Consider the following 16,760-nt stretch of genomic DNA (forward strand, 5'->3'; position numbering starts at 1 on the left):
ATAAGAGAGGTATAACTTATGTGTGGAATTGTAGGATATGTCGGGGCTGATAACGCCAGGGATATTATCATTGATGGACTTAAAAAGTTAGAATATAGAGGATATGACTCTGCGGGAATTGCCCTGCACAGTGGCGGTGAACTAATCGTCAGAAAGAAAGAGGGCAAGATTGCTAATCTGGAAAAAGACATTGCCGGTGAGAACCTTTATGGAACAACGGGAATCGGACATACAAGATGGGCAACCCATGGCGTTCCCTCTGACGCCAATGCACATCCGCATATAAATGGTGACAGTTCTATCGCCATTGTGCATAATGGAATCGTAGAAAACTATGTGGAATTAAAGGAGTGGCTCACCAAGGAGCACGGCATTACTTTTCGGACTGAGACGGATTCAGAAGTTATTGCACATCTTTTGGGTGTTCTAAAGAAGACAACCCTGGAGGATGCCGTCTTTGAGGCGGTAAAGATGATGAGGGGAGCCTATGCCATCGTAGCGATGTCAAAGGATGAACCGGGCAAAATCGTGGCATACAGAAAAGATGCGCCGCTGATTGCAGGTCTGGGAAAAGGCTGTAACTTCATCGCTTCGGATATTCCGGCGCTGTTAAAATATTTGAATAAAATATATCTGATTGAAAATAACGAGATGGTAATCTGCACACCGGAGCAGATTCAGATTTTGAATCAAGACAGAAAGCCGGTTAAGAGAGATGTGCTGCAAGTGACTTGGAGCCTTGAGGATGCTGAAAAAGACGGATATGAGCACTTTATGCTAAAAGAAATTCATGAGCAGCCGAAAGCGATCAGAGAAACTTTAACCAGGCGTCTTGATGAAAACGGCAGAGTGAAGTTAGACGGTATTTCTTTGACACTGGAAGACCTGAAGAAATTTAACAAGATTTATATTGTTGCCTGTGGAACAGCATATCATGCTGGTCTTGTGGGCAAGTACGCCATAGAGAAGATGGCAAGAATTCCGGTAGAGGTAGACGTTGCATCGGAATTTAGATATAGAGATCCATTTGTGGATGAGAATACTTTGTTTATTGCAATCAGCCAGTCGGGAGAGACTCTGGATACGCTGGCAGCGCTGCGTGAAGCCAAGAGCAAAGGTGCCAGGATTTTATCCGTAGTTAACGTAGTGGGAAGCTCGGTAGCAAGAGAATCCGACGATGTATTCTACACTTGGGCAGGGCCGGAAATCGCAGTGGCGTCTACTAAAGCATACACCACCCAGATGGTCTGCATGTATCTCATTGCCCTTTATATGGGGGACTTGAAGGGAACTATTACGGAAGAATACTATCAGGCAATGCTGGCTGAACTTATGGCAGCACCGGAAAAGGTGGAGCGGATTATCGAAAAATCTGCAGAGATAGAAAAGCTTGCCAAGGTACTTTATAATAGAACGCAGGTATTCTTTATTGGAAGAGGTATGGATTCAGCGGTAGCGTATGAGGGATCTCTGAAGCTGAAAGAAATTTCATATATCAATTCCTTTGCTATTGCGGCAGGGGAGCTGAAACATGGAACTATTGCGTTGATGGAGCCTGAGACCATTGTTATTGCATTGGCAACACAGGATGCGCTCTTTGAGAAGATGTTTTCCAACATTGTAGAGGTAAAAGCGCGGCTTGCACATGTGGTTTCTATTGCAAAAGAGGGCAAGGAGCAGATTGAAAAGCAGAGTAATGAAGTTATTTACATTCCACCTTGTGCTGACGAAGTTTCACCGCTTCTGTCTGTGATTCCACTTCAGCTGTTCGCTTACTATGTGGCAAGGGAAAAAGGTGAGGATATTGATAAGCCGAGAAACCTGGCAAAGAGTGTTACTGTAGAATAAAGGAATCACCGATGAAGCATATTTATTTTAAATTACTGGTGATTCTTGCAATCATCTCATTATTTATGGCATGTACCGGATTCGGAAATAAAGTAAGAGTAAAGGTTGTGCTGCTGAATATGAATGCGCTGCAAACAGGTAGCATAGAGGAAATCTTACTGGAACGAACTGATGAAGTTTCAAGCGGCGGTAGAACGGAGCTTTACGGAAAAGCGCTGAAGTGCCTGCAGGAAAAGAAAATTTCTGCAGATATGCAGGCGGGTACAGCTTTTAAGAATCAGTACAAGATAAACTACATTAAGGAAGTAGAAGGCGAAGTCACTGTTGATTTTTCCAGTCGGAATCTGGTTGGAACGGAGCTGGAGGAAAGGCTTTTAATTGCACAGATTGTAGCCACTTTGACAGGCTCATTTGAAGAGGTGAGCAGAGTGCGCTTCACTGTGGACGGAGAGCCGGCGGAAACACTGATGGGACATGTCTGTATTGCGTACAGCTTTGCTTCGCCGCTGGAAGCAGTATAAATACATATAAGAAAAGGAATCAGAATCATGGAGAATTACGATATCAGAGATATTTCACTGGCGCCCTCGGGGCATCAGAAAATAGAATGGGTCAGAAACAATATGCCGCTTCTTCGCGGAATGGAAGAGGAGTTTTCAAAAACGAAGCCTTTTGAGGGAATCAAAATTTCTCTTTCTGTGCATTTGGAGGCGAAGACTGCATACCTTTGCAAGGTTTTGGCGGCAGGCGGCGCGGAAATGTCTGTAACAGGCAGCAATGTGCTTTCTACGCAGGATGACGTGGCAGCAGCCCTTGCAGACAGCGGCATGAAGGTATTTGCATACCACGGTGCAACACCGGAAGAATATGACAAACATATTGAAATGTGCCTTGAACACAAGGCAAACATTATCATCGATGATGGCGGTGATTTAGTCGGCATGTTGCATACAAAGCGTCCTGATTTAGCAGAAGAAGTCTGGGGCGGCTGTGAGGAAACGACTACCGGCGTCATTCGCTTAAAGGCTATGGAAAAAGAAGGTATTTTGAAATTCCCTATGGTTGCAGTAAACGACGCAGACTGCAAGCATTTGTTTGATAATCGTTACGGTACTGGACAGTCCGTTTGGGACAGTATCATGAGAAACACCAACCTGATTGTAGCAGCAAAGACTGTGGTAGTAGTCGGCTACGGCTGGTGCAGTAGAGGCATTGCAATGCGCGCAAATGCTCTGGGCGCAAAGGTGATCGTTACGGAAGTAAATCCTGTAAAAGCCATTGAAGCCAAGATGGATGGTTTTGACGTGATGACTATGGAAAAGGCGGCGCCTTACGGCGATATCTTTGTATCGGCGACAGGCTGCTGCAAGACGATTACTGTGGATCATATGCTCACCATGAAAGACAGAGCCATTTTGACTAATGCAGGTCATTTTGACTGCGAAGTAGATATGAAAGGCCTTGAAGCAGCAGCGTTAGAGAAGAAGGAAACCCGTAAGAATATTATGGGATACAGGCTCCCAAATGGAAAATGGGTCAATGTTATTGGGGAAGGTCGTCTGGTCAACATTGCGGCAGCTGACGGACACCCTGCAGAAATCATGGATATGAGTTTTGCAGTGCAAGCCCTTTCTGCCATGTACATCAAGGAGCATTACAGTGAGCTGGGAAAAGGTGTTGTCGATGTCAGCACTGAAATTGACGATGTTGTTGCAAGAAGAAAGCTTGCAGCTTGGGATATTGAAATTGATACACTGACAGAAGAGCAGGAAAAGTATCTTGCCAGCTGGAATGTATAACAGAAGCGACATGTGAACATGCAAATTCATTTAAGGAAGTGATATAAATGTCTTATGAAGAAATCAGAGAGCAGGCAGCAAGTGCGGTGAAGGAGCTTTTAGAAGCTGCAAAGCTGCAGAAAGGCGATATCTTTATTATTGGCTGCTCTTCTAGTGAAATTAAGGGAGAGCGGATTGGGAAGGGTTCGGACTTCAATGCGGCGAAAGCGGTCTATGACGGCGTTTATCCGATTCTGGCGGAAAGAGGAATCTTTCTGGCGGCACAGTGCTGTGAACACCTGAATCGTGCTGTTATTGTGGAGAGGGAAGCTCTTCTTCCCGGTACAGAGATTGCTAATGTAGTACCACAGACCCATGCAGGCGGCTCCTTTGCTATGGCAGTTTATGAAAACGCAAAGAATCCTGTAGCTGTGGAGGAAATCAAAGCGGACGCAGGTATGGATATTGGAGATACGTTAATCGGTATGCAGCTCGCGCGTGTGGCGGTGCCAGTTCGCATTTCTGTAAAGAAAATCGGAGAGGCGCATGTGGTATGCGCTAGAACCCGTCCAAAATTTATCGGCGGTAGCCGCGCTGTTTATGACGATATCCTGTCTGGCGGCGATGTGAAGCGATAGAAAAGAGAAAAAATCTTTGACATAGACAGGAACAAATACACCGGTTTCATCATACTGTAAAGTAAAATCTATGAAAGAAGCAGGTGAAATATTATGTCAAACAATTGTGGATTATTCAACAACGAAGGTGGAATCGATACTAGCTTATTGTTCTTCTTCTTACTGTTAGTAATCATTTTCTGCAACTGCGGAAACTAAACATTACCTATTAGAAAAGGGCTCCACTTGGAGCCCTTTTGGCATACTGTTTTTTAATTTAGGATTATTTCCATTGAATTTCGTAATAACCATTACCAGAACCGTATTTGGTAACCTTGATGTAGTAGGTTCCTTTTTGCAGATATCCCATATGAACGCCATTGATTGTAGTATAAAGCTCTAATCTGCCTGAATAGGAATCTGGACTGCTTCCGTTATAAAACTCGGAAGATCCCATAGACTTGGAACCGCTGTAAACGGTAATCTTGATTCCACCAGAACCGCCTGTTTCTGTATAAACATCTAAGTTTACTGCCTGATTGCTGTTGACTTTAATCTTGTACCAGTCAGCAGAAGTCTTAGACTGGGTTGCGGTAACCAGACCTTTTTTCTTTCCGCCTTTAGAAATGCTTTTTGCTTTTGATTTGCTGCTTCCGCTGTTTTCGGTCACCTTTGTCTGTTTTACCTTAATGCTGTAGCAAGAATCAGTAGCGGTAGAAACAGCTACATAGTAGGTTCCCTTTGGAACAGCGCCAAAAGTAGTATAATCGATAGAGGAGCTTACAGTTGTAACGCCACTCAGGGTCTTTTTCTTTTTGGAATCCATGATTTTTACTTTATATTTTGAATTGGTTCCATCGCCCCAAGGGAAAGAAATTGTTAATTTTCTATTTCCTACGGTAGTAACTTTATAGTAGCGATAACCGCTTCCTGATACGGAGGCATAGAAGTCTTTGTTGGATTTTAGTGTTGAGCTGCTGGTGGTTGTTTTTGCTGGTGCATAAGTTACAGTGAAAGCGCTCTGTGCACTACCGTAAGCAGCCTCGAATACTAAGTAGTAAGTACCAGCTTTCTTTACCTGCACGGAGAAAGTCTGAACGTCGTCTGTTGTCTCAGCAGCAGCAATGCGGCGTGCGTCGATATATGAGTCATTAAGGTCTTCGTACAGATAGACATTAGTATCGCCGACAGATAAAATATCAAAGATAAAGTTTCCTGCTTTTGGAATTTCTACCGCATAATAAATTGCCTGATTTGTATATTCCGTGGTGGTATACATATTCAGGTCTTTGTCTGCAACAGTGTTTAAATTCTGTGCAACAACCGGAGTTAACTCTGTTGTGTCGTCTGCAGCTTTGAACTTAGCGGCATCCTGGAAAGGAGCTCCCTGTAATGTAATGTTTCCTTCAGGAAGCGTTACAGTATCCGCAAATACGCTCTCTGTTCCGGCAAATACTGTGGATAAAACCAAAGCCAGTGCCAGAGTGAGACTGATTAATTTTGATTTTCTCATTATTGTGTCCTTTCATATTCTTAATTGATTTTTTTCATAAAAATTATACCCCTTATGGAAGAAAAATGCAATATTCTTGCTAAAAATTTCATGTACAAGTTTGAGGAAAATTAGACAGATTCTGCTGGTTTTATCCTCGCATATTTTAATGAAAAAAGCAGATGGAAAGTCTTTTGGAACTTTCCATCTGCGGGGTACAGAGTTATTTATCTGAAATAAGGCAGTTGAGGGGTTGCGTAATAAATATAGACATATTTAATATTATAGTAGTCGATTGCACTGACGTTACCTGTGCCGATTTCCTGCAGCAGAATGTAGTTGACGCCGACGCCGATAAGGTAACCGTATCGGTCTTCAACGTTGCTGGAACCTACCAGCTGCTCAACACGCATATACTTTCCAATCTGTGTTCTGAGAAAACCGTTTAAGTACTGAAGATTTTCATAATCGATTGTCTCCTGATAGCCTGGCGGAAGGAGGGGATTATTAGGTACTTGAAACTGCGGGGCTTCAGGAAGAATACTTGGAGGAACACTACTGCTGCTTGGTGTTTGCGTGCTGCCCGTTGCGGAAGACGAAGTAACTCTTCCAGCATCTGCGTTAGCATTTGTGAAAAGCGCCGGAGGATCCGGCTGACCTGGAATGGTTTCGAAGGGTCCTTCGGCAGCAGGAATAATGGAAGGTGCCTGCGTTTCTGCACCACTCTGATTTACTGCTTGTGTACCTGGCATTGGCACGGTTGAAGCGACAATCCCAGGAAAGGTAGGAGAATTTGAAGTGCCGGGCATTTGCTGCGGTGTGTATGGGTGATTGGTGCAATTTGTCATTTGAGGGTAAGTAATAATTGGTGCGGGAACAAAATTGATATCATGGTTATCTATTGGTTTTGGCTGCAGGGACACGTTACCGCATCCGCTTTTTGCATTACATAATGTTGCCATATAAATTACCTCGCTTTAAATTTTTATAACATAGGAATGTCGATTTTTGATTCGGTTGTCATTAAGTATTGGCATAATAGGAAGTTGGAAGATAAAAGCAGTGATCACCGATTCGGTTATGAATCACGCCCACATTTGTAGGGAAATAGGTGGGACAGGTTGGGCTGTAAGGGTTGTGAAAGAATAGAGAACCATCCACACCGGGCAGCCTGCCGCCGCCCATTGCCCAGTCTACAATATCATAATGCTCTTGTGTCGGGGTCATATTATAAATATTTTGCCTGTTGTAAGTGCCGCCTATAGACTCGCGCAGACATACAAACTGCCCCTGCTGTAAAATGATGGCGCGAATGTCGCCGCCATTGCTAACGCGGGCAAACTCACCGTAATCTATTGTAGCGCGATTCATAATCACTGTTGCGACAGCGCGCATACCTATATGCGCTCTAGTTTACCACCACGGGCATTTTTTATAACTTGAGATGTATCTCAAGCTTGAAATCTAGCGGATTAGAGCCTTTTGGCTTATCGTACACAACGTAGTCGATGAGACCGCATAAAAACTCATTTTTGTGCTGCGGATCCAGATTTTCATAAACGTGGTTGATAAATTCCATTGCGGAGGTGATTCTCGGCAGCGTGTTTTCAGAATGCAGTTTTTTCTCTTCCAGTATCTTTATTTTTTCCTCTGCTTCGCTGATGAGAGCGTACTCTTTTTCCGTGGCAGCAGCGATTACTTTTCCACGCTGCAGAAAATCTTCCGAGGTGTAAGTTCCTTCTTCCAGTAAGTCATACTGACGTTGGCGCTTTTCCATCAGCTTTTTAATTTCTTTCCTGGCGTTTTCGATGACCTGCGAGGTAAGGGCAATCTCTTCTTCCAGTTCAGCTGCCGGGTCAATGTCGCGGTACTTCCACTGCAGCCCTTCGAGTATGTCTCTGACCTGCGAAATGAGCCGCTCTTCGACGATATCTATGTAAGTGGACATTACGCCTCCACAGCTTTGAGAACAACGCAGGGTAGGCTTTTTCTTGGTGGAGGAGCGCTGACTCATGGTGCGACCGCAGGCGCTGCACTTGATAAGATAGGAAAGGGGATTGCTCAGGTTCCGAGAATAGATGTGCGGTACGATGCGCTCTTTGGCAAGGTCCTGCGCCTTCCAGAATGTTTCTTCATCGATGATGCCCTCGTGTTTACCTTCGTAAATATTCCAGTCTTCGATGGATTTCAGTGTGCTGCCAACGCGGCGCCCGTCTTTATAGGTGAAATCCCGCTTATTCCATGCGACTTTTCCGATGTAAATAGGGTTGTTGAGAATCCTGCGAATGGTGGTGCGCTGCCAGTCTGCTCCATTATGGTTTTTTATGCCGTGGTCTTTTAGGTACCGGGCGATACGGGTATCGCCGTAGCCTTTGTTTACGTAGAGGTCAAACATCAGCTTTATGATTTTGGCTTCCTCTTCCACAATGCAAAGGGTTTTGTTTTCCTTGCGGTACCCGAACGGGGCATTAGTGCCAATATAATTGCCGGCGTTGAGACTTGCCTGTTTTCCGCGGGCAAAACGGCGCTTGATGGTGACAAGCTCTTTTCGGGCGAAAAATGCCTTGAAGTCGAACATGTCTTCGTCTGTCTCATCGGAAAGGTCATAGGTTTTGTCAGGCGTGATGATGCGAACATGTTTCCTCTTGAAGAGGTTCAGGATATAGCCCTGATCCTGCAGGTCGCCGCGACCAAGTCTGTCGATGTCCATGACGAGAACTGCATCGACAAGTCCTTCTTCGATGTCGGCGAGAAGTTCCAACATCATAGGTCTTACTGCGATGCTATCGCCGGTCTGCACTTCTTTATAGACTTTGACAACGTTCAGGCTTTTCGCCTTTGCCAGCCTGTTCAGGGTGTCGTGGTGACGGGCAAGAGTCACTTCGATGGGTTCATCGAGGTGCTGCTCGTCTTTCCTGGACTTGCGCAGGTACATGTATGTGTTCCATAGTTCCATTGGTTTCATGGTGGACTCCTCCTTGAGGGCATTTTATGAAAAAGGATACAAAAATACCTCTAAAACTTGATTTTTAAGGGCTGCAATGACACAACATGATTGCTTAAGTTGAGTTGCGTTGTGCAGCTCCGCTTCCATGTCCTCACGGGACTTGCGGAGGTAGATGGAGTATAGGTCGTTAGCGAGGTTGGGGTGCATGGGTGGTCTCCTAAAGGGTTACTTTATGGTTAGTAATGATTTCCAATGATAGGGGAAATCAAGATGATTTCGGCTGATGTACGGCGTGTATTTTTTTATCAGCTTATCTAATTGTTTTAAAACGTCATTATTCCATTTATCTTTTTCAGGATACATCAGTTTCAACATATAAAATTGAGCAAAAAGTCTACGAGTAGGCACGTAGCTTTCACCTTTTGGCATTTTCGGCATTGCAGGGAATTTTACGTAATATAATCTTGAGTAATGAGCGCACCTGTTTCTTAAGTCTGTTAAACAACGTAACCAACTGTCCATAGTTTGATAGTTTACACCATAGAGCGACTTAGCTAATGCCGCTTTATCAGGGTTACTCATTCCTCGATAAAAGTGAGAAAGCATTCCGATCGAGAAAAATTCAATGATTACCCATAATGGGAATTTGCCATTATATTTTTGTATATGGTGCTGTACAACAAGAGTCTTGCTGTTTTCGCTTATACATGATGTAACGTGCTTAGAGAAAAGGGCGTGATTGTGTTTTTTGTTGTATACCTTTGGGGACATATAACCATCAGGTCCATATTTATGTACGTAGTAGTATGACACTTGTGTTCTGAGAAAGATTTCAATCTGCTCAATGGTAGATAGAATTAACTTTCGAAGTTCTTTGTCAAACTCATAAATTTCTGCGATTTGCGAAAAGGGAATGTTGTAAATACATTTTCCATCAGGACCTTTATACGGCAAATAATAAGCAGACAGTCTATAATAGTTAATTCTTTTCAACAGATTAAGGCATTGTTCGCGATTATCTATGAGGATATTCTTTTGTTCGAGTAATTCAATCTGCTCCTCAAAAGTAGTTGCTTCTTTTAGTTTCATAGTTTCTCCAAAAAATAAATGTGCTCCCATTTGACACATCATTGAGAGGTGCGGGAGCTTCTGTTAGTACATAGTATATGCGAAATCTCCCAAAATGTCAATGGTAAAAAATGTATTTATACAGTTCAGCGTGATGCGCAGCAAAGTGATTCACCATTTTGCCAACCTCCGAAAATAGACCCTATCAAAATAAATCTTAATTCCATATACTTATAATCGTGTGCCCGTAATCTAAAAAGAGAGGGCATGTTATGAAAAGGCAATATAAAGATTTAAAGCACACCTATTTATTGGCAGTTTATGATAAAGTAGAAGATCTCATTATTTACAACACAGCAAGAGAAGAGGGGGCTAAATTAATTTTTATTATTTTCTAATTCTTTTGCAGAAATTACATATCTGCAAAGGAATTAATTCGAAAACAAGCTAAACTGATTCTTTGACGGGCGCACAATCTTCTAATTGTTCACAGCTTTTGCGTTTTCGCTCTTCCCGTGCTTTTATCACTTCCTGCCGGATTTCTTCATAATCATTATCAATTGAACCATGATTTAGTCCCTGTGCATATGCGAGCAGCCTACCTTTGCTATATGCGTCGCAGCTTACAAAACATTCCATGAGTGCGAGTGCGTCCCGCTGAATTTCTTCGGATTCATCCTGCAGCAAAGCAACGATATCAGAAGTGGTTGAGTAGGCTTCCGGCGATGAAGAGGTGCAAACGTCCATCTTTTCGTAAAATCTTCCCATAGGAACATTGAATCCCATTAACCAAGTTTCATTGACTCCAAGTGCCATGCCAAGAATAGCGAGTTTGTCTTGATTTGGTTCGACCTTACCAGAAACATATTGACTCAAATCAGATTTATTCATCTTAACGCCGTATTCTTCGCAGTAAGGTAAAGCTAACGACAAAATGTCAACTTGACGAAGATTACGAGAGTTCATTATTTCCTTTAAACGCTCTGCGGTGGTGTATCTTTTCATATTTGCATCTCCATTTTTTCTATCAATATAACACATAATGAACAAAAGTTCAATAGTCAAAACAAAAAAGTTAAAAAAATTGAATTGCAGTGTTGACAAAGAGGAGCTGTGATGATATATTAAGATAAAGTTCAAAATATTGAACCAAGAAAAGAGGTGAGATAATGTCATTCGACTATAGCAAGCTAAGGGGAAAAATCGTTGAAAAGTATGGGACAAATGCAAAATTTGCAAAGGATATGGGGTTATCCGAGCGTTCACTATCCCTAAAACTTAATGGAAAAGTTTTTTGGAAGCAGAATGAAATTTGTACGGCGGCTGAGCTTCTGGGTATAAAAAACGAGGACATACAATCGTTTTTTTTTACAAAGATAGTTCAAAATTTTTAACTTAGCACTTTGAAGAGGGAGGTGAAAACGATGAAAGACAAGATAAAGCCGGAAGAAGTATATATACTCCCGCCGGAGAAATTTTACCAATCCGGACGAAAAAGAGATTACCGAGCGGGAGTTTTGTACTACCTCAGTGTGATAGCAAGAAGTGCAATCTTGCTGACAAAGACGTCAGAATCTAAAGAATTTGAAGAATAAAGGCCGCAACTGATGCGATAGCAGCAATTACAGTACTCACAAACATGACAATGTTTTTAACTCGGCTTTTACGCTTTTCAGCTTCTAAGTATTCGATTATTTTGGCGGCATCGCTTTTGGTAGCGTTCATGATTGCTTCGTGCAATTCGGGATCCATTTTCATAATAGTATCATTTTCTTTGTGTTCGGTTGCAATAACGACTTGTAAGTACATTATAAGTTGGAAAATGGGAAAAAGCAATGAAAACTAAACGTAAGAAGTAATTTGAAGAGGGAGGTGAAGGAGTGGATATTGAGAAAGAAATCAGGCGGCTTAAAGAAAGTAATATGCACATAGAAAAGCAGGTACATTTAATTACCAAGACTTTAAGGACATTTGCTTGGTCAGCCCTTGGAAATACGATAACGGTCTCTTTACTGGCAATTAACCTGTTAATAATTGTACACCAATGGTAATAGCCCCTCCGACGAAAATACCGGTGATAGTAGCGATGAGGGTAGCTATGCCAATTCTATTTGAAAATTTATTGCTTTTTAAATCTTCCTTACGCCAAACTTCGGCTTTTTGTTGATACTCAATGTGTTCTTGATGTTGGATATCAAGTCGCTTGTTTGTTTCCTCTAGGGAACGCATCGTATTAGACATTAAGTCGATAAGCACATCCAGCTTTGCCCCTTCTGGCGTAGTAGGATTGCGAAGATATTCTAATGTTTCATCAGATATTTCAAGGTCATTCTGATGAATGAGAGAATTGAGAAGTTTTTCCTGATCTTTGATGGATGCCATAATAATCTCCTTGGTATTGATAAGGAAATTATATCATAGCAATAAATTGTGAACAAGCATAAGAGAGAAAGGCGGACCGGAAAAAGTTTTTACAAAAACAAAAGACGCAGGGTAAAAAGGAATTTTTAAAGAGGGAGGCGAAAACGTGTGAACAGGAACGTGGCAATAAAAATCAAGGCAATGGAAAGAATTGAAACGCTCTCAAAGTTTAGAAGAGAACTTGCAGAGTCGTATCAGAAAAATATAGATGCCGAAGAAAACGCAATATTGTCTGAGAGTTATTCTAAGCTTGAGAACGCTGTACAGACTGTATTTGATGCGGAAATCAAATACCTATCGAAGATTTGAGGAGGGGGTGAATAACTGTGGAAATTGTCATAAAGATTGATGCAAAAGAAGCGGCTGACATTGTAAAAGAACTACAAACTCAGCCGGATGTGAATCATATTGTAAATGTTATTCGCTGTCGTTTACAAGAAGCTCTTGAGCAAGAATCTTAGTATATTTTTTAGACAATGAGAGTACTTCAACAGCGATATTGAGATAAACATCTTCCTTTTGTACATTTTTTAGTCTTGTTGCAAGGGAGTCCATCTCAGATTCAATTAGTGAAGAGAAAGATGCATCAGCTCTTTTACAAGCGTCTTGGAAAAACTCTTGATTCATAAAATACCTCCTTATTTAACTACTCGACCACGGCAATGGTCTGTGTATCCATTATAAAACAAGGCGGAGAATCGGACAAGCAAAACGAAAGAGAAATTGAGAAGGGAAAGGAAGAGATGAGAGTGGTGGATTTTCTAAAGTTGTCGATTTCGTATGAGCCTGAAAGAGTTTTGGCGGCAGAAATATATTTACACACTTTCCGCCGCCATTGGTATATTTGCTGAATAAGGAGTTACGCTTATTCGTTAGAGATTATATCACAAAATCCAAAGCAATTGCAACATTGTATATGATAAAAGTCGTATTAAACGAGATATGACATCAAAGTGGTCTAGTATCACAATCGTAGAGTCAGGATAATGTCTGCGATAAATACACGAGCAAGGTAGTACTCTGAAGCATAGGACAAAGTTCTTTGCTCATACGATAAAGAAAGGAGGGAAACCATGGTCAGAACTGTCTCAGACTTAGAAGGATACAAGTATAAAGTCGTTCACGACTCGGGAGATGTTACATATTTTAACGAGCTAAAGATATCTGATTCACTTAGCGAGATAATGAGCCGGTGCTGGGATAGTCTGTCCGATGAAGTGAAGAGAGAAATTAACAGTAGAAAACAATAGAAAGGAGTACAGTATGAAAAAGTACAAAATCAGGAAGTTTAGTCCCATTTGGTGGACAGGCTGGAGCCTGGCATGGGCAGCCGGCATTGCGATGCTGTGGATTTGCCTTTGTGGTTGGGCGGCAATCCCGGTTTGAAAGTCAGTCCCGGTAGTAAGAGATTGCTGGCCAGAGCAAGTAGTGGAAACGGACAAGCCTGAACCAGCAGAAGGAATCTATACGCCATCAGTGCAGGAGATGATAGTGCGAGCTTGCCGGGAGCACGACATCGAACCGGATATTCCGCTTGCAATAGCAAGACTGGAAACAGGAAACTTTACCAGTGCAGCCTTTACCGAGTGTAACAATGTCGGCGGTATGAGCGTTGATGAAGTGCCCATTACATATGACAGCTTGGAAGATGGCGTTGACGCATTCGTAGGAAATCTGGCCAGGAATTATTTTGGCAAAGGATACGATGACGTAGAGAAAATTAGCAAGAAGTATTGCCCGGTCAATGCGGAGGCATGGGCGGAAGCAGTGCAGGAACTGATGAGAGAGGAGAACGAGTTATGAGCTTGCTAGAAAGAATGACGATTAATGAACTAAAAAATGCCATTTGGATGGATAAAAACGGGATGTGCCCTGTTGGAGGGTTACCTAGAGAATGGTATGAGGATGAACTCGAAAAACGCACAGGAAGTCGAAAAGGATATCACGAGGAGGAAGAAGCATGTCAGAACAAAAAATAAAGACCGACTGCGAAGCAGCCGATCCTATCAAACAATCTAATTGTACCATACTTCGGCCAGGTAGTAAAGGAACATTTTCTATAGTACACATTTACCGTGCACCCGATAAATCAGGGATCCTAGCAGCTGTCGAAGAAGAATCCGGAAAATGCTACGTGGGATATTTCAGTACCGTAAAAAGGAAGTGTCGTAGAGCAGATTTGAGAACAAAAGGCAATGAAAACGTTTCGATTAAGAGGGTCAACCCGGACACCGATGACTGGTGCGAAGCCCAAGAACGACTGAATGTATACGCTGAGAAACTTAATTTAATAGAACTACCGCTGACTATAGGCGGAGAGATTTAAGGAGGAGACTATGAAAGTTATCATTGAAATGACAAGAGAAGAAGGAAGACTTGCAGTAAGTAGCGGAGCGCTCCTTGCGCTGTTAAACGAAGAAGAACCAGTGCAGAACGAAAAGATGTGCTGCAGCTATCCCGATACATTAGCAGCGGTGCCGGAAGTAAAACCGGAGCCTGCTGTAGAGCCAGCAGAAAATGTGCCTGGCAAAGTAGAACCGGCGCAGCAGCCTGATCCGGCAAGCCCGGTGGCAAAACCTGCAGGGCAGGCCATTGCACCGGCTGCGCCGATTGCAACAAAGGAAAGAACATATAGCCTTGATGAGCTTGCGACTGCCGCAATGGGGTTGATGCAGCAGGGCATGCAGCCGCAACTGCAGGAACTCTTACAGCAGTTTGGGGTAATCGCCTTACCGGAGCTACCAAAAGGACAGTACGGGGCCTTTGCTACGGCGCTTAGAGGAATGGGGGCACAGATATGAGTCATGCGGAAAGAAGCCATGCAGTTTTAAGTGCATCGAGTTCTCACCGATGGATGACCTGTCCTGGAAGCGTGCACCTTGAGCAGCAGTTTCCAGATACCACATCTGAAGCAGCCAGAGAGGGTACGCTGGCACATGAACTGGCAGAACTCAAACTTCGCAATTATTTTTATACGAAAGAGTGTGGAAAGCGGAAGCTGAACGCGGATATCAAAAAGCTGAAAGAAAATCCGCTTTGGGACGATGAAATGATGGGATACACCGATGATTACCTGGACTATATAAAACGTCTGGCGTTGAGTTTTGACGCAAAACCCAGCGTCATCATCGAGGACCGGGTGGATTTCAGCCGGTGGGTGCCGGAAGGGTTTGGCACTGCAGACTGTATCTTAATCTCCGGTGATACTCTTTGCGTCATAGACCTTAAATATGGGAAGGGCGTAAAGGTTGATGCTGAGAGAAATCCGCAGCTGCAGCTTTATGCGCTTGGCGCCTACGCTGCCTACGGAATGCTGTATCCAATCAAACGCATCCATATGGCCATCGTACAGCCAAGGCTTTCTTCAGACGCATCAGAGTGGACGTGTACGACTGAAGGACTGATGGTATTTGCAGATTGCGCAGAGGCGGCTGCAAAGGAAGCTCTGAAGGAAGACGCACCATTTCATCCGGAGGAAAGTGCCTGCAGATTCTGCAGGGCAAAGACGCAGTGCAGAGCAAGGGCCGAGCATAATGTAAAGCTGGCGTTCTTCACAGACAAGAAGCCACCGCTGATTACCAATGACGAAGTTGGGGCGTTTTTGAAACAGGGTGAAGATGTGGCGAAGTGGCTGGCCGATCTGAAAGACTATGCTCTATCACAGTGCCTTGCAGGAAAAGAGATTCCTGGGTGGAAAGCTGTCGAGGGCAGGGGATCCAGAGACTGGATAGACATGGATACCGCCTTTGCGGCGCTTACAAAAGGAGGCATTAGCGAAGCGCTGCTTTGGGAGAGAAAGCCTCTCAGCCTTGCGCAGGTGGAAAAGGTCGTGGGCAAGAAAGAATTCACTGCTATCGCAGGTGAATATGTCATAAAGAAGCCGGGAAAGCCGGCGCTGGTACCGGAATCAGACAAAAGAGAAGCCATCACAAATATAGTAACAGCCGAAGAGGCATTTAAGGAGGAAAAATAAATGGATATGACAAATGTAACAACAGGTAGAGTAAGATTATCATTCGTGCACGTTTTTAAGCCGTACGCTTTTCAGCCAGGCCAGGAGGAAAAGTACAGTACAACCGTGCTGGTACCAAAAACAGATGTGGATACAAAAGCAAGAATCGATGCAGCTATCGAAGTCGCAAAGCAGAGAGGTGTTACCGACAAGTGGAATGGTGTAATGCCGCCGATTGTTCCGACTCCTATCTATGATGGAGACGGGGTGAAGCCTTCTGATGGAACTGAGTTCGGCCCAGAATGTAAAGGGCATTGGGTATTTACAGCAAGAGCCAGCGTGGATCATGCCCCTGAAGTGGTTGATAAGATGGGGAATCCAATCATCAACCAGTCAGAAATGTATAGCGGCGTCTATGGCAGAGTGAATGTGACTTTCTTTCCATATGTCTACGGCGGCAAGAAAGGCATTGGCTGTAGCTTGGGTCCGGTGCAGAAACTGGAGGATGGAGAACCTCTTTCCGGAGGGGCGCCGAGTGCAGCGCAGGCGTTTGGCAGTCCGACGCCGGTTACACAGGCGCATCCGCAGATGTCCGGCGTACAGATTGACCCAATTACCGGAAAAGCAATGTAATTTG

The 16,760-nt window shown here is 43.5% G+C and carries 22 protein-coding genes; 14 read left to right on the forward strand and 8 right to left on the reverse strand.

Annotated features, from left to right (window positions below):
* The first annotated feature begins 18 nt into the window (after window positions 1–18).
* From glmS to D1151_RS11005, 4 genes are read left to right on the forward strand one after another with little or no spacing between them, the layout of a single operon-like run.
* A complete protein-coding gene (gene glmS, locus D1151_RS10990) occupies window positions 19–1,848 on the forward strand; it encodes a glutamine--fructose-6-phosphate transaminase (isomerizing) (RefSeq protein WP_161908936.1) in 1,830 nt (609 codons plus the stop codon).
* Between the two features lie 11 nt (window positions 1,849–1,859).
* Window positions 1,860–2,369 (forward strand): GerMN domain-containing protein, encoded by a 510-nt coding sequence (locus D1151_RS10995; protein WP_160202418.1) that lies wholly within the window; start codon window positions 1,860–1,862, stop codon window positions 2,367–2,369.
* Window positions 2,370–2,396: 27 nt separating this feature from the next.
* Complete coding sequence (locus tag D1151_RS11000) at window positions 2,397–3,647, forward strand: adenosylhomocysteinase (protein ID WP_160202419.1); 1,251 nt, start codon at window positions 2,397–2,399, stop codon at window positions 3,645–3,647.
* Window positions 3,648–3,694: 47 nt separating this feature from the next.
* Window positions 3,695–4,264: a TIGR01440 family protein gene (locus D1151_RS11005; RefSeq protein WP_160202420.1), complete on the forward strand. Its 570-nt coding sequence runs from the start codon at window positions 3,695–3,697 to the stop codon at window positions 4,262–4,264.
* A 262-nt stretch (window positions 4,265–4,526) separates the two neighbouring features.
* Here the strand turns inward: D1151_RS11005 and D1151_RS11010 are convergent, their stop codons facing one another.
* The 6 genes from D1151_RS11010 to D1151_RS16670 all read right to left on the reverse strand — a co-directional run bounded on the left by D1151_RS11010 (window position 4,527) and on the right by D1151_RS16670 (window position 10,755).
* A complete protein-coding gene (locus D1151_RS11010) occupies window positions 4,527–5,756 on the reverse strand; it encodes a hypothetical protein (RefSeq protein ID WP_161908937.1) in 1,230 nt (409 codons plus the stop codon).
* A 206-nt stretch (window positions 5,757–5,962) separates the two neighbouring features.
* Entirely contained in the window at window positions 5,963–6,697 is a 735-nt protein-coding gene (locus D1151_RS11015; protein WP_160202422.1) for a hypothetical protein, read from the reverse strand.
* A 61-nt stretch (window positions 6,698–6,758) separates the two neighbouring features.
* Complete coding sequence (locus D1151_RS11020) at window positions 6,759–7,130, reverse strand: cell wall hydrolase (RefSeq protein ID WP_160202423.1); 372 nt, start codon at window positions 7,128–7,130, stop codon at window positions 6,759–6,761.
* A 37-nt stretch (window positions 7,131–7,167) separates the two neighbouring features.
* Entirely contained in the window at window positions 7,168–8,700 is a 1,533-nt protein-coding gene (locus D1151_RS11025) for a recombinase family protein (protein WP_161908938.1), read from the reverse strand.
* A gap of 207 nt (window positions 8,701–8,907) precedes the next feature.
* The gene (locus D1151_RS11030) at window positions 8,908–9,771 is read right to left on the reverse strand and encodes an Abi family protein (protein ID WP_161908939.1); all 864 of its coding nucleotides are present in this window, start codon (window positions 9,769–9,771) and stop codon (window positions 8,908–8,910) included.
* Window positions 9,772–10,197: 426 nt separating this feature from the next.
* On the reverse strand, window positions 10,198–10,755 hold the full coding sequence (locus tag D1151_RS16670; RefSeq protein WP_202620420.1) for a transcriptional regulator: 558 nt from the start codon (window positions 10,753–10,755) through the stop codon (window positions 10,198–10,200).
* Between the two features lie 164 nt (window positions 10,756–10,919).
* Between D1151_RS16670 and D1151_RS11040 the strand changes: the two genes are divergently transcribed.
* Together D1151_RS11040 and D1151_RS11045 are read left to right on the forward strand one after the other, a co-directional pair.
* A complete protein-coding gene (locus D1151_RS11040) occupies window positions 10,920–11,144 on the forward strand; it encodes a DUF739 family protein (RefSeq protein ID WP_161908940.1) in 225 nt (74 codons plus the stop codon).
* Between the two features lie 30 nt (window positions 11,145–11,174).
* Window positions 11,175–11,345 carry a hypothetical protein gene (locus D1151_RS11045; protein ID WP_161908941.1) on the forward strand — a complete coding sequence of 57 codons (171 nt, stop codon included), beginning with the start codon at window positions 11,175–11,177 and terminating at the stop codon, window positions 11,343–11,345.
* 424 nt (window positions 11,346–11,769) lie between these two features.
* On the opposite strand, the gene D1151_RS11050 is transcribed toward D1151_RS11045, so the two are convergent.
* The gene (locus tag D1151_RS11050) at window positions 11,770–12,132 is read right to left on the reverse strand and encodes a hypothetical protein (RefSeq protein WP_161908942.1); all 363 of its coding nucleotides are present in this window, start codon (window positions 12,130–12,132) and stop codon (window positions 11,770–11,772) included.
* A 147-nt stretch (window positions 12,133–12,279) separates the two neighbouring features.
* On the opposite strand from D1151_RS11050, the gene D1151_RS11055 reads away from it, so the two are divergent.
* On the forward strand, window positions 12,280–12,480 hold the full coding sequence (locus D1151_RS11055; RefSeq protein ID WP_160202432.1) for a hypothetical protein: 201 nt from the start codon (window positions 12,280–12,282) through the stop codon (window positions 12,478–12,480).
* Between the two features lie 108 nt (window positions 12,481–12,588).
* Here D1151_RS11055 and D1151_RS11060 read toward each other — a convergent pair whose 3' ends face one another.
* The gene (locus D1151_RS11060) at window positions 12,589–12,798 is read right to left on the reverse strand and encodes a hypothetical protein (RefSeq protein WP_160202433.1); all 210 of its coding nucleotides are present in this window, start codon (window positions 12,796–12,798) and stop codon (window positions 12,589–12,591) included.
* Between the two features lie 636 nt (window positions 12,799–13,434).
* Between D1151_RS11060 and D1151_RS17060 the strand changes: the two genes are divergently transcribed.
* From D1151_RS17060 to D1151_RS11090, 7 genes are read left to right on the forward strand one after another with little or no spacing between them, the layout of a single operon-like run.
* Window positions 13,435–13,557 (forward strand): hypothetical protein, encoded by a 123-nt coding sequence (locus D1151_RS17060; RefSeq protein ID WP_275557944.1) that lies wholly within the window; start codon window positions 13,435–13,437, stop codon window positions 13,555–13,557.
* A 42-nt stretch (window positions 13,558–13,599) separates the two neighbouring features.
* Window positions 13,600–13,974, forward strand: coding sequence for a glucosaminidase domain-containing protein (locus tag D1151_RS11065; RefSeq protein WP_160202434.1), 375 nt, complete (start codon window positions 13,600–13,602; stop codon window positions 13,972–13,974).
* Window positions 13,971–14,150 (forward strand): hypothetical protein, encoded by a 180-nt coding sequence (locus tag D1151_RS11070; protein ID WP_160202435.1) that lies wholly within the window; start codon window positions 13,971–13,973, stop codon window positions 14,148–14,150. The genes D1151_RS11065 and D1151_RS11070 overlap by 4 nt, the downstream gene beginning before the upstream one ends.
* Window positions 14,132–14,497: a hypothetical protein gene (locus D1151_RS11075; protein WP_160202436.1), complete on the forward strand. Its 366-nt coding sequence runs from the start codon at window positions 14,132–14,134 to the stop codon at window positions 14,495–14,497. Before D1151_RS11070 ends, D1151_RS11075 begins: the two co-directional genes overlap by 19 nt.
* 10 nt (window positions 14,498–14,507) lie before the next feature.
* Window positions 14,508–14,972: a hypothetical protein gene (locus tag D1151_RS11080; protein WP_160202437.1), complete on the forward strand. Its 465-nt coding sequence runs from the start codon at window positions 14,508–14,510 to the stop codon at window positions 14,970–14,972.
* A complete protein-coding gene (locus D1151_RS11085) occupies window positions 14,969–16,144 on the forward strand; it encodes a DUF2800 domain-containing protein (RefSeq protein WP_160202438.1) in 1,176 nt (391 codons plus the stop codon). The genes D1151_RS11080 and D1151_RS11085 overlap by 4 nt, the downstream gene beginning before the upstream one ends.
* Complete coding sequence (locus D1151_RS11090; RefSeq protein WP_201759583.1) at window positions 16,145–16,756, forward strand: DUF2815 family protein; 612 nt, start codon at window positions 16,145–16,147, stop codon at window positions 16,754–16,756. It begins immediately after the preceding gene.
* The last annotated feature ends 4 nt before the right edge of the window (window positions 16,757–16,760 follow it).

Origin of the sequence: Emergencia sp. 1XD21-10 (assembly GCF_009936045.1) — a bacterium.
Classification (GTDB): domain Bacteria; phylum Bacillota; class Clostridia; order Peptostreptococcales; family Anaerovoracaceae; genus Senimuribacter; species Senimuribacter intestinalis.

Excerpts from the sequence above, each read along its gene's own strand:
- glmS (WP_161908936.1), top strand. The coding sequence starts at position 19 with ATGTGTGGAATTGTAGGATATGTCGGGGCTGATAACGCCAGGGATATT.
- D1151_RS10995 (WP_160202418.1), top strand. The coding sequence starts at position 1,860 with ATGAAGCATATTTATTTTAAATTACTGGTGATTCTTGCAATCATCTCA.
- D1151_RS11000 (WP_160202419.1), top strand. The coding sequence starts at position 2,397 with ATGGAGAATTACGATATCAGAGATATTTCACTGGCGCCCTCGGGGCAT.
- D1151_RS11005 (WP_160202420.1), top strand. The coding sequence starts at position 3,695 with ATGTCTTATGAAGAAATCAGAGAGCAGGCAGCAAGTGCGGTGAAGGAG.
- D1151_RS11010 (WP_161908937.1), bottom strand. The coding sequence starts at position 5,756 with ATGAGAAAATCAAAATTAATCAGTCTCACTCTGGCACTGGCTTTGGTT.
- D1151_RS11015 (WP_160202422.1), bottom strand. The coding sequence starts at position 6,697 with ATGGCAACATTATGTAATGCAAAAAGCGGATGCGGTAACGTGTCCCTG.
- D1151_RS11020 (WP_160202423.1), bottom strand. The coding sequence starts at position 7,130 with ATGCGCGCTGTCGCAACAGTGATTATGAATCGCGCTACAATAGATTAC.
- D1151_RS11025 (WP_161908938.1), bottom strand. The coding sequence starts at position 8,700 with ATGAAACCAATGGAACTATGGAACACATACATGTACCTGCGCAAGTCC.
- D1151_RS11030 (WP_161908939.1), bottom strand. The coding sequence starts at position 9,771 with ATGAAACTAAAAGAAGCAACTACTTTTGAGGAGCAGATTGAATTACTC.
- D1151_RS16670 (WP_202620420.1), bottom strand. The coding sequence starts at position 10,755 with ATGAAAAGATACACCACCGCAGAGCGTTTAAAGGAAATAATGAACTCT.
- D1151_RS11040 (WP_161908940.1), top strand. The coding sequence starts at position 10,920 with ATGTCATTCGACTATAGCAAGCTAAGGGGAAAAATCGTTGAAAAGTAT.
- D1151_RS11045 (WP_161908941.1), top strand. The coding sequence starts at position 11,175 with ATGAAAGACAAGATAAAGCCGGAAGAAGTATATATACTCCCGCCGGAG.
- D1151_RS11050 (WP_161908942.1), bottom strand. The coding sequence starts at position 12,132 with ATGGCATCCATCAAAGATCAGGAAAAACTTCTCAATTCTCTCATTCAT.
- D1151_RS11060 (WP_160202433.1), bottom strand. The coding sequence starts at position 12,798 with ATGAATCAAGAGTTTTTCCAAGACGCTTGTAAAAGAGCTGATGCATCT.
- D1151_RS17060 (WP_275557944.1), top strand. The coding sequence starts at position 13,435 with ATGAAAAAGTACAAAATCAGGAAGTTTAGTCCCATTTGGTGGACAGGC.
- D1151_RS11070 (WP_160202435.1), top strand. The coding sequence starts at position 13,971 with ATGAGCTTGCTAGAAAGAATGACGATTAATGAACTAAAAAATGCCATT.
- D1151_RS11075 (WP_160202436.1), top strand. The coding sequence starts at position 14,132 with ATGTCAGAACAAAAAATAAAGACCGACTGCGAAGCAGCCGATCCTATC.
- D1151_RS11080 (WP_160202437.1), top strand. The coding sequence starts at position 14,508 with ATGAAAGTTATCATTGAAATGACAAGAGAAGAAGGAAGACTTGCAGTA.
- D1151_RS11085 (WP_160202438.1), top strand. The coding sequence starts at position 14,969 with ATGAGTCATGCGGAAAGAAGCCATGCAGTTTTAAGTGCATCGAGTTCT.
- D1151_RS11090 (WP_201759583.1), top strand. The coding sequence starts at position 16,145 with ATGGATATGACAAATGTAACAACAGGTAGAGTAAGATTATCATTCGTG.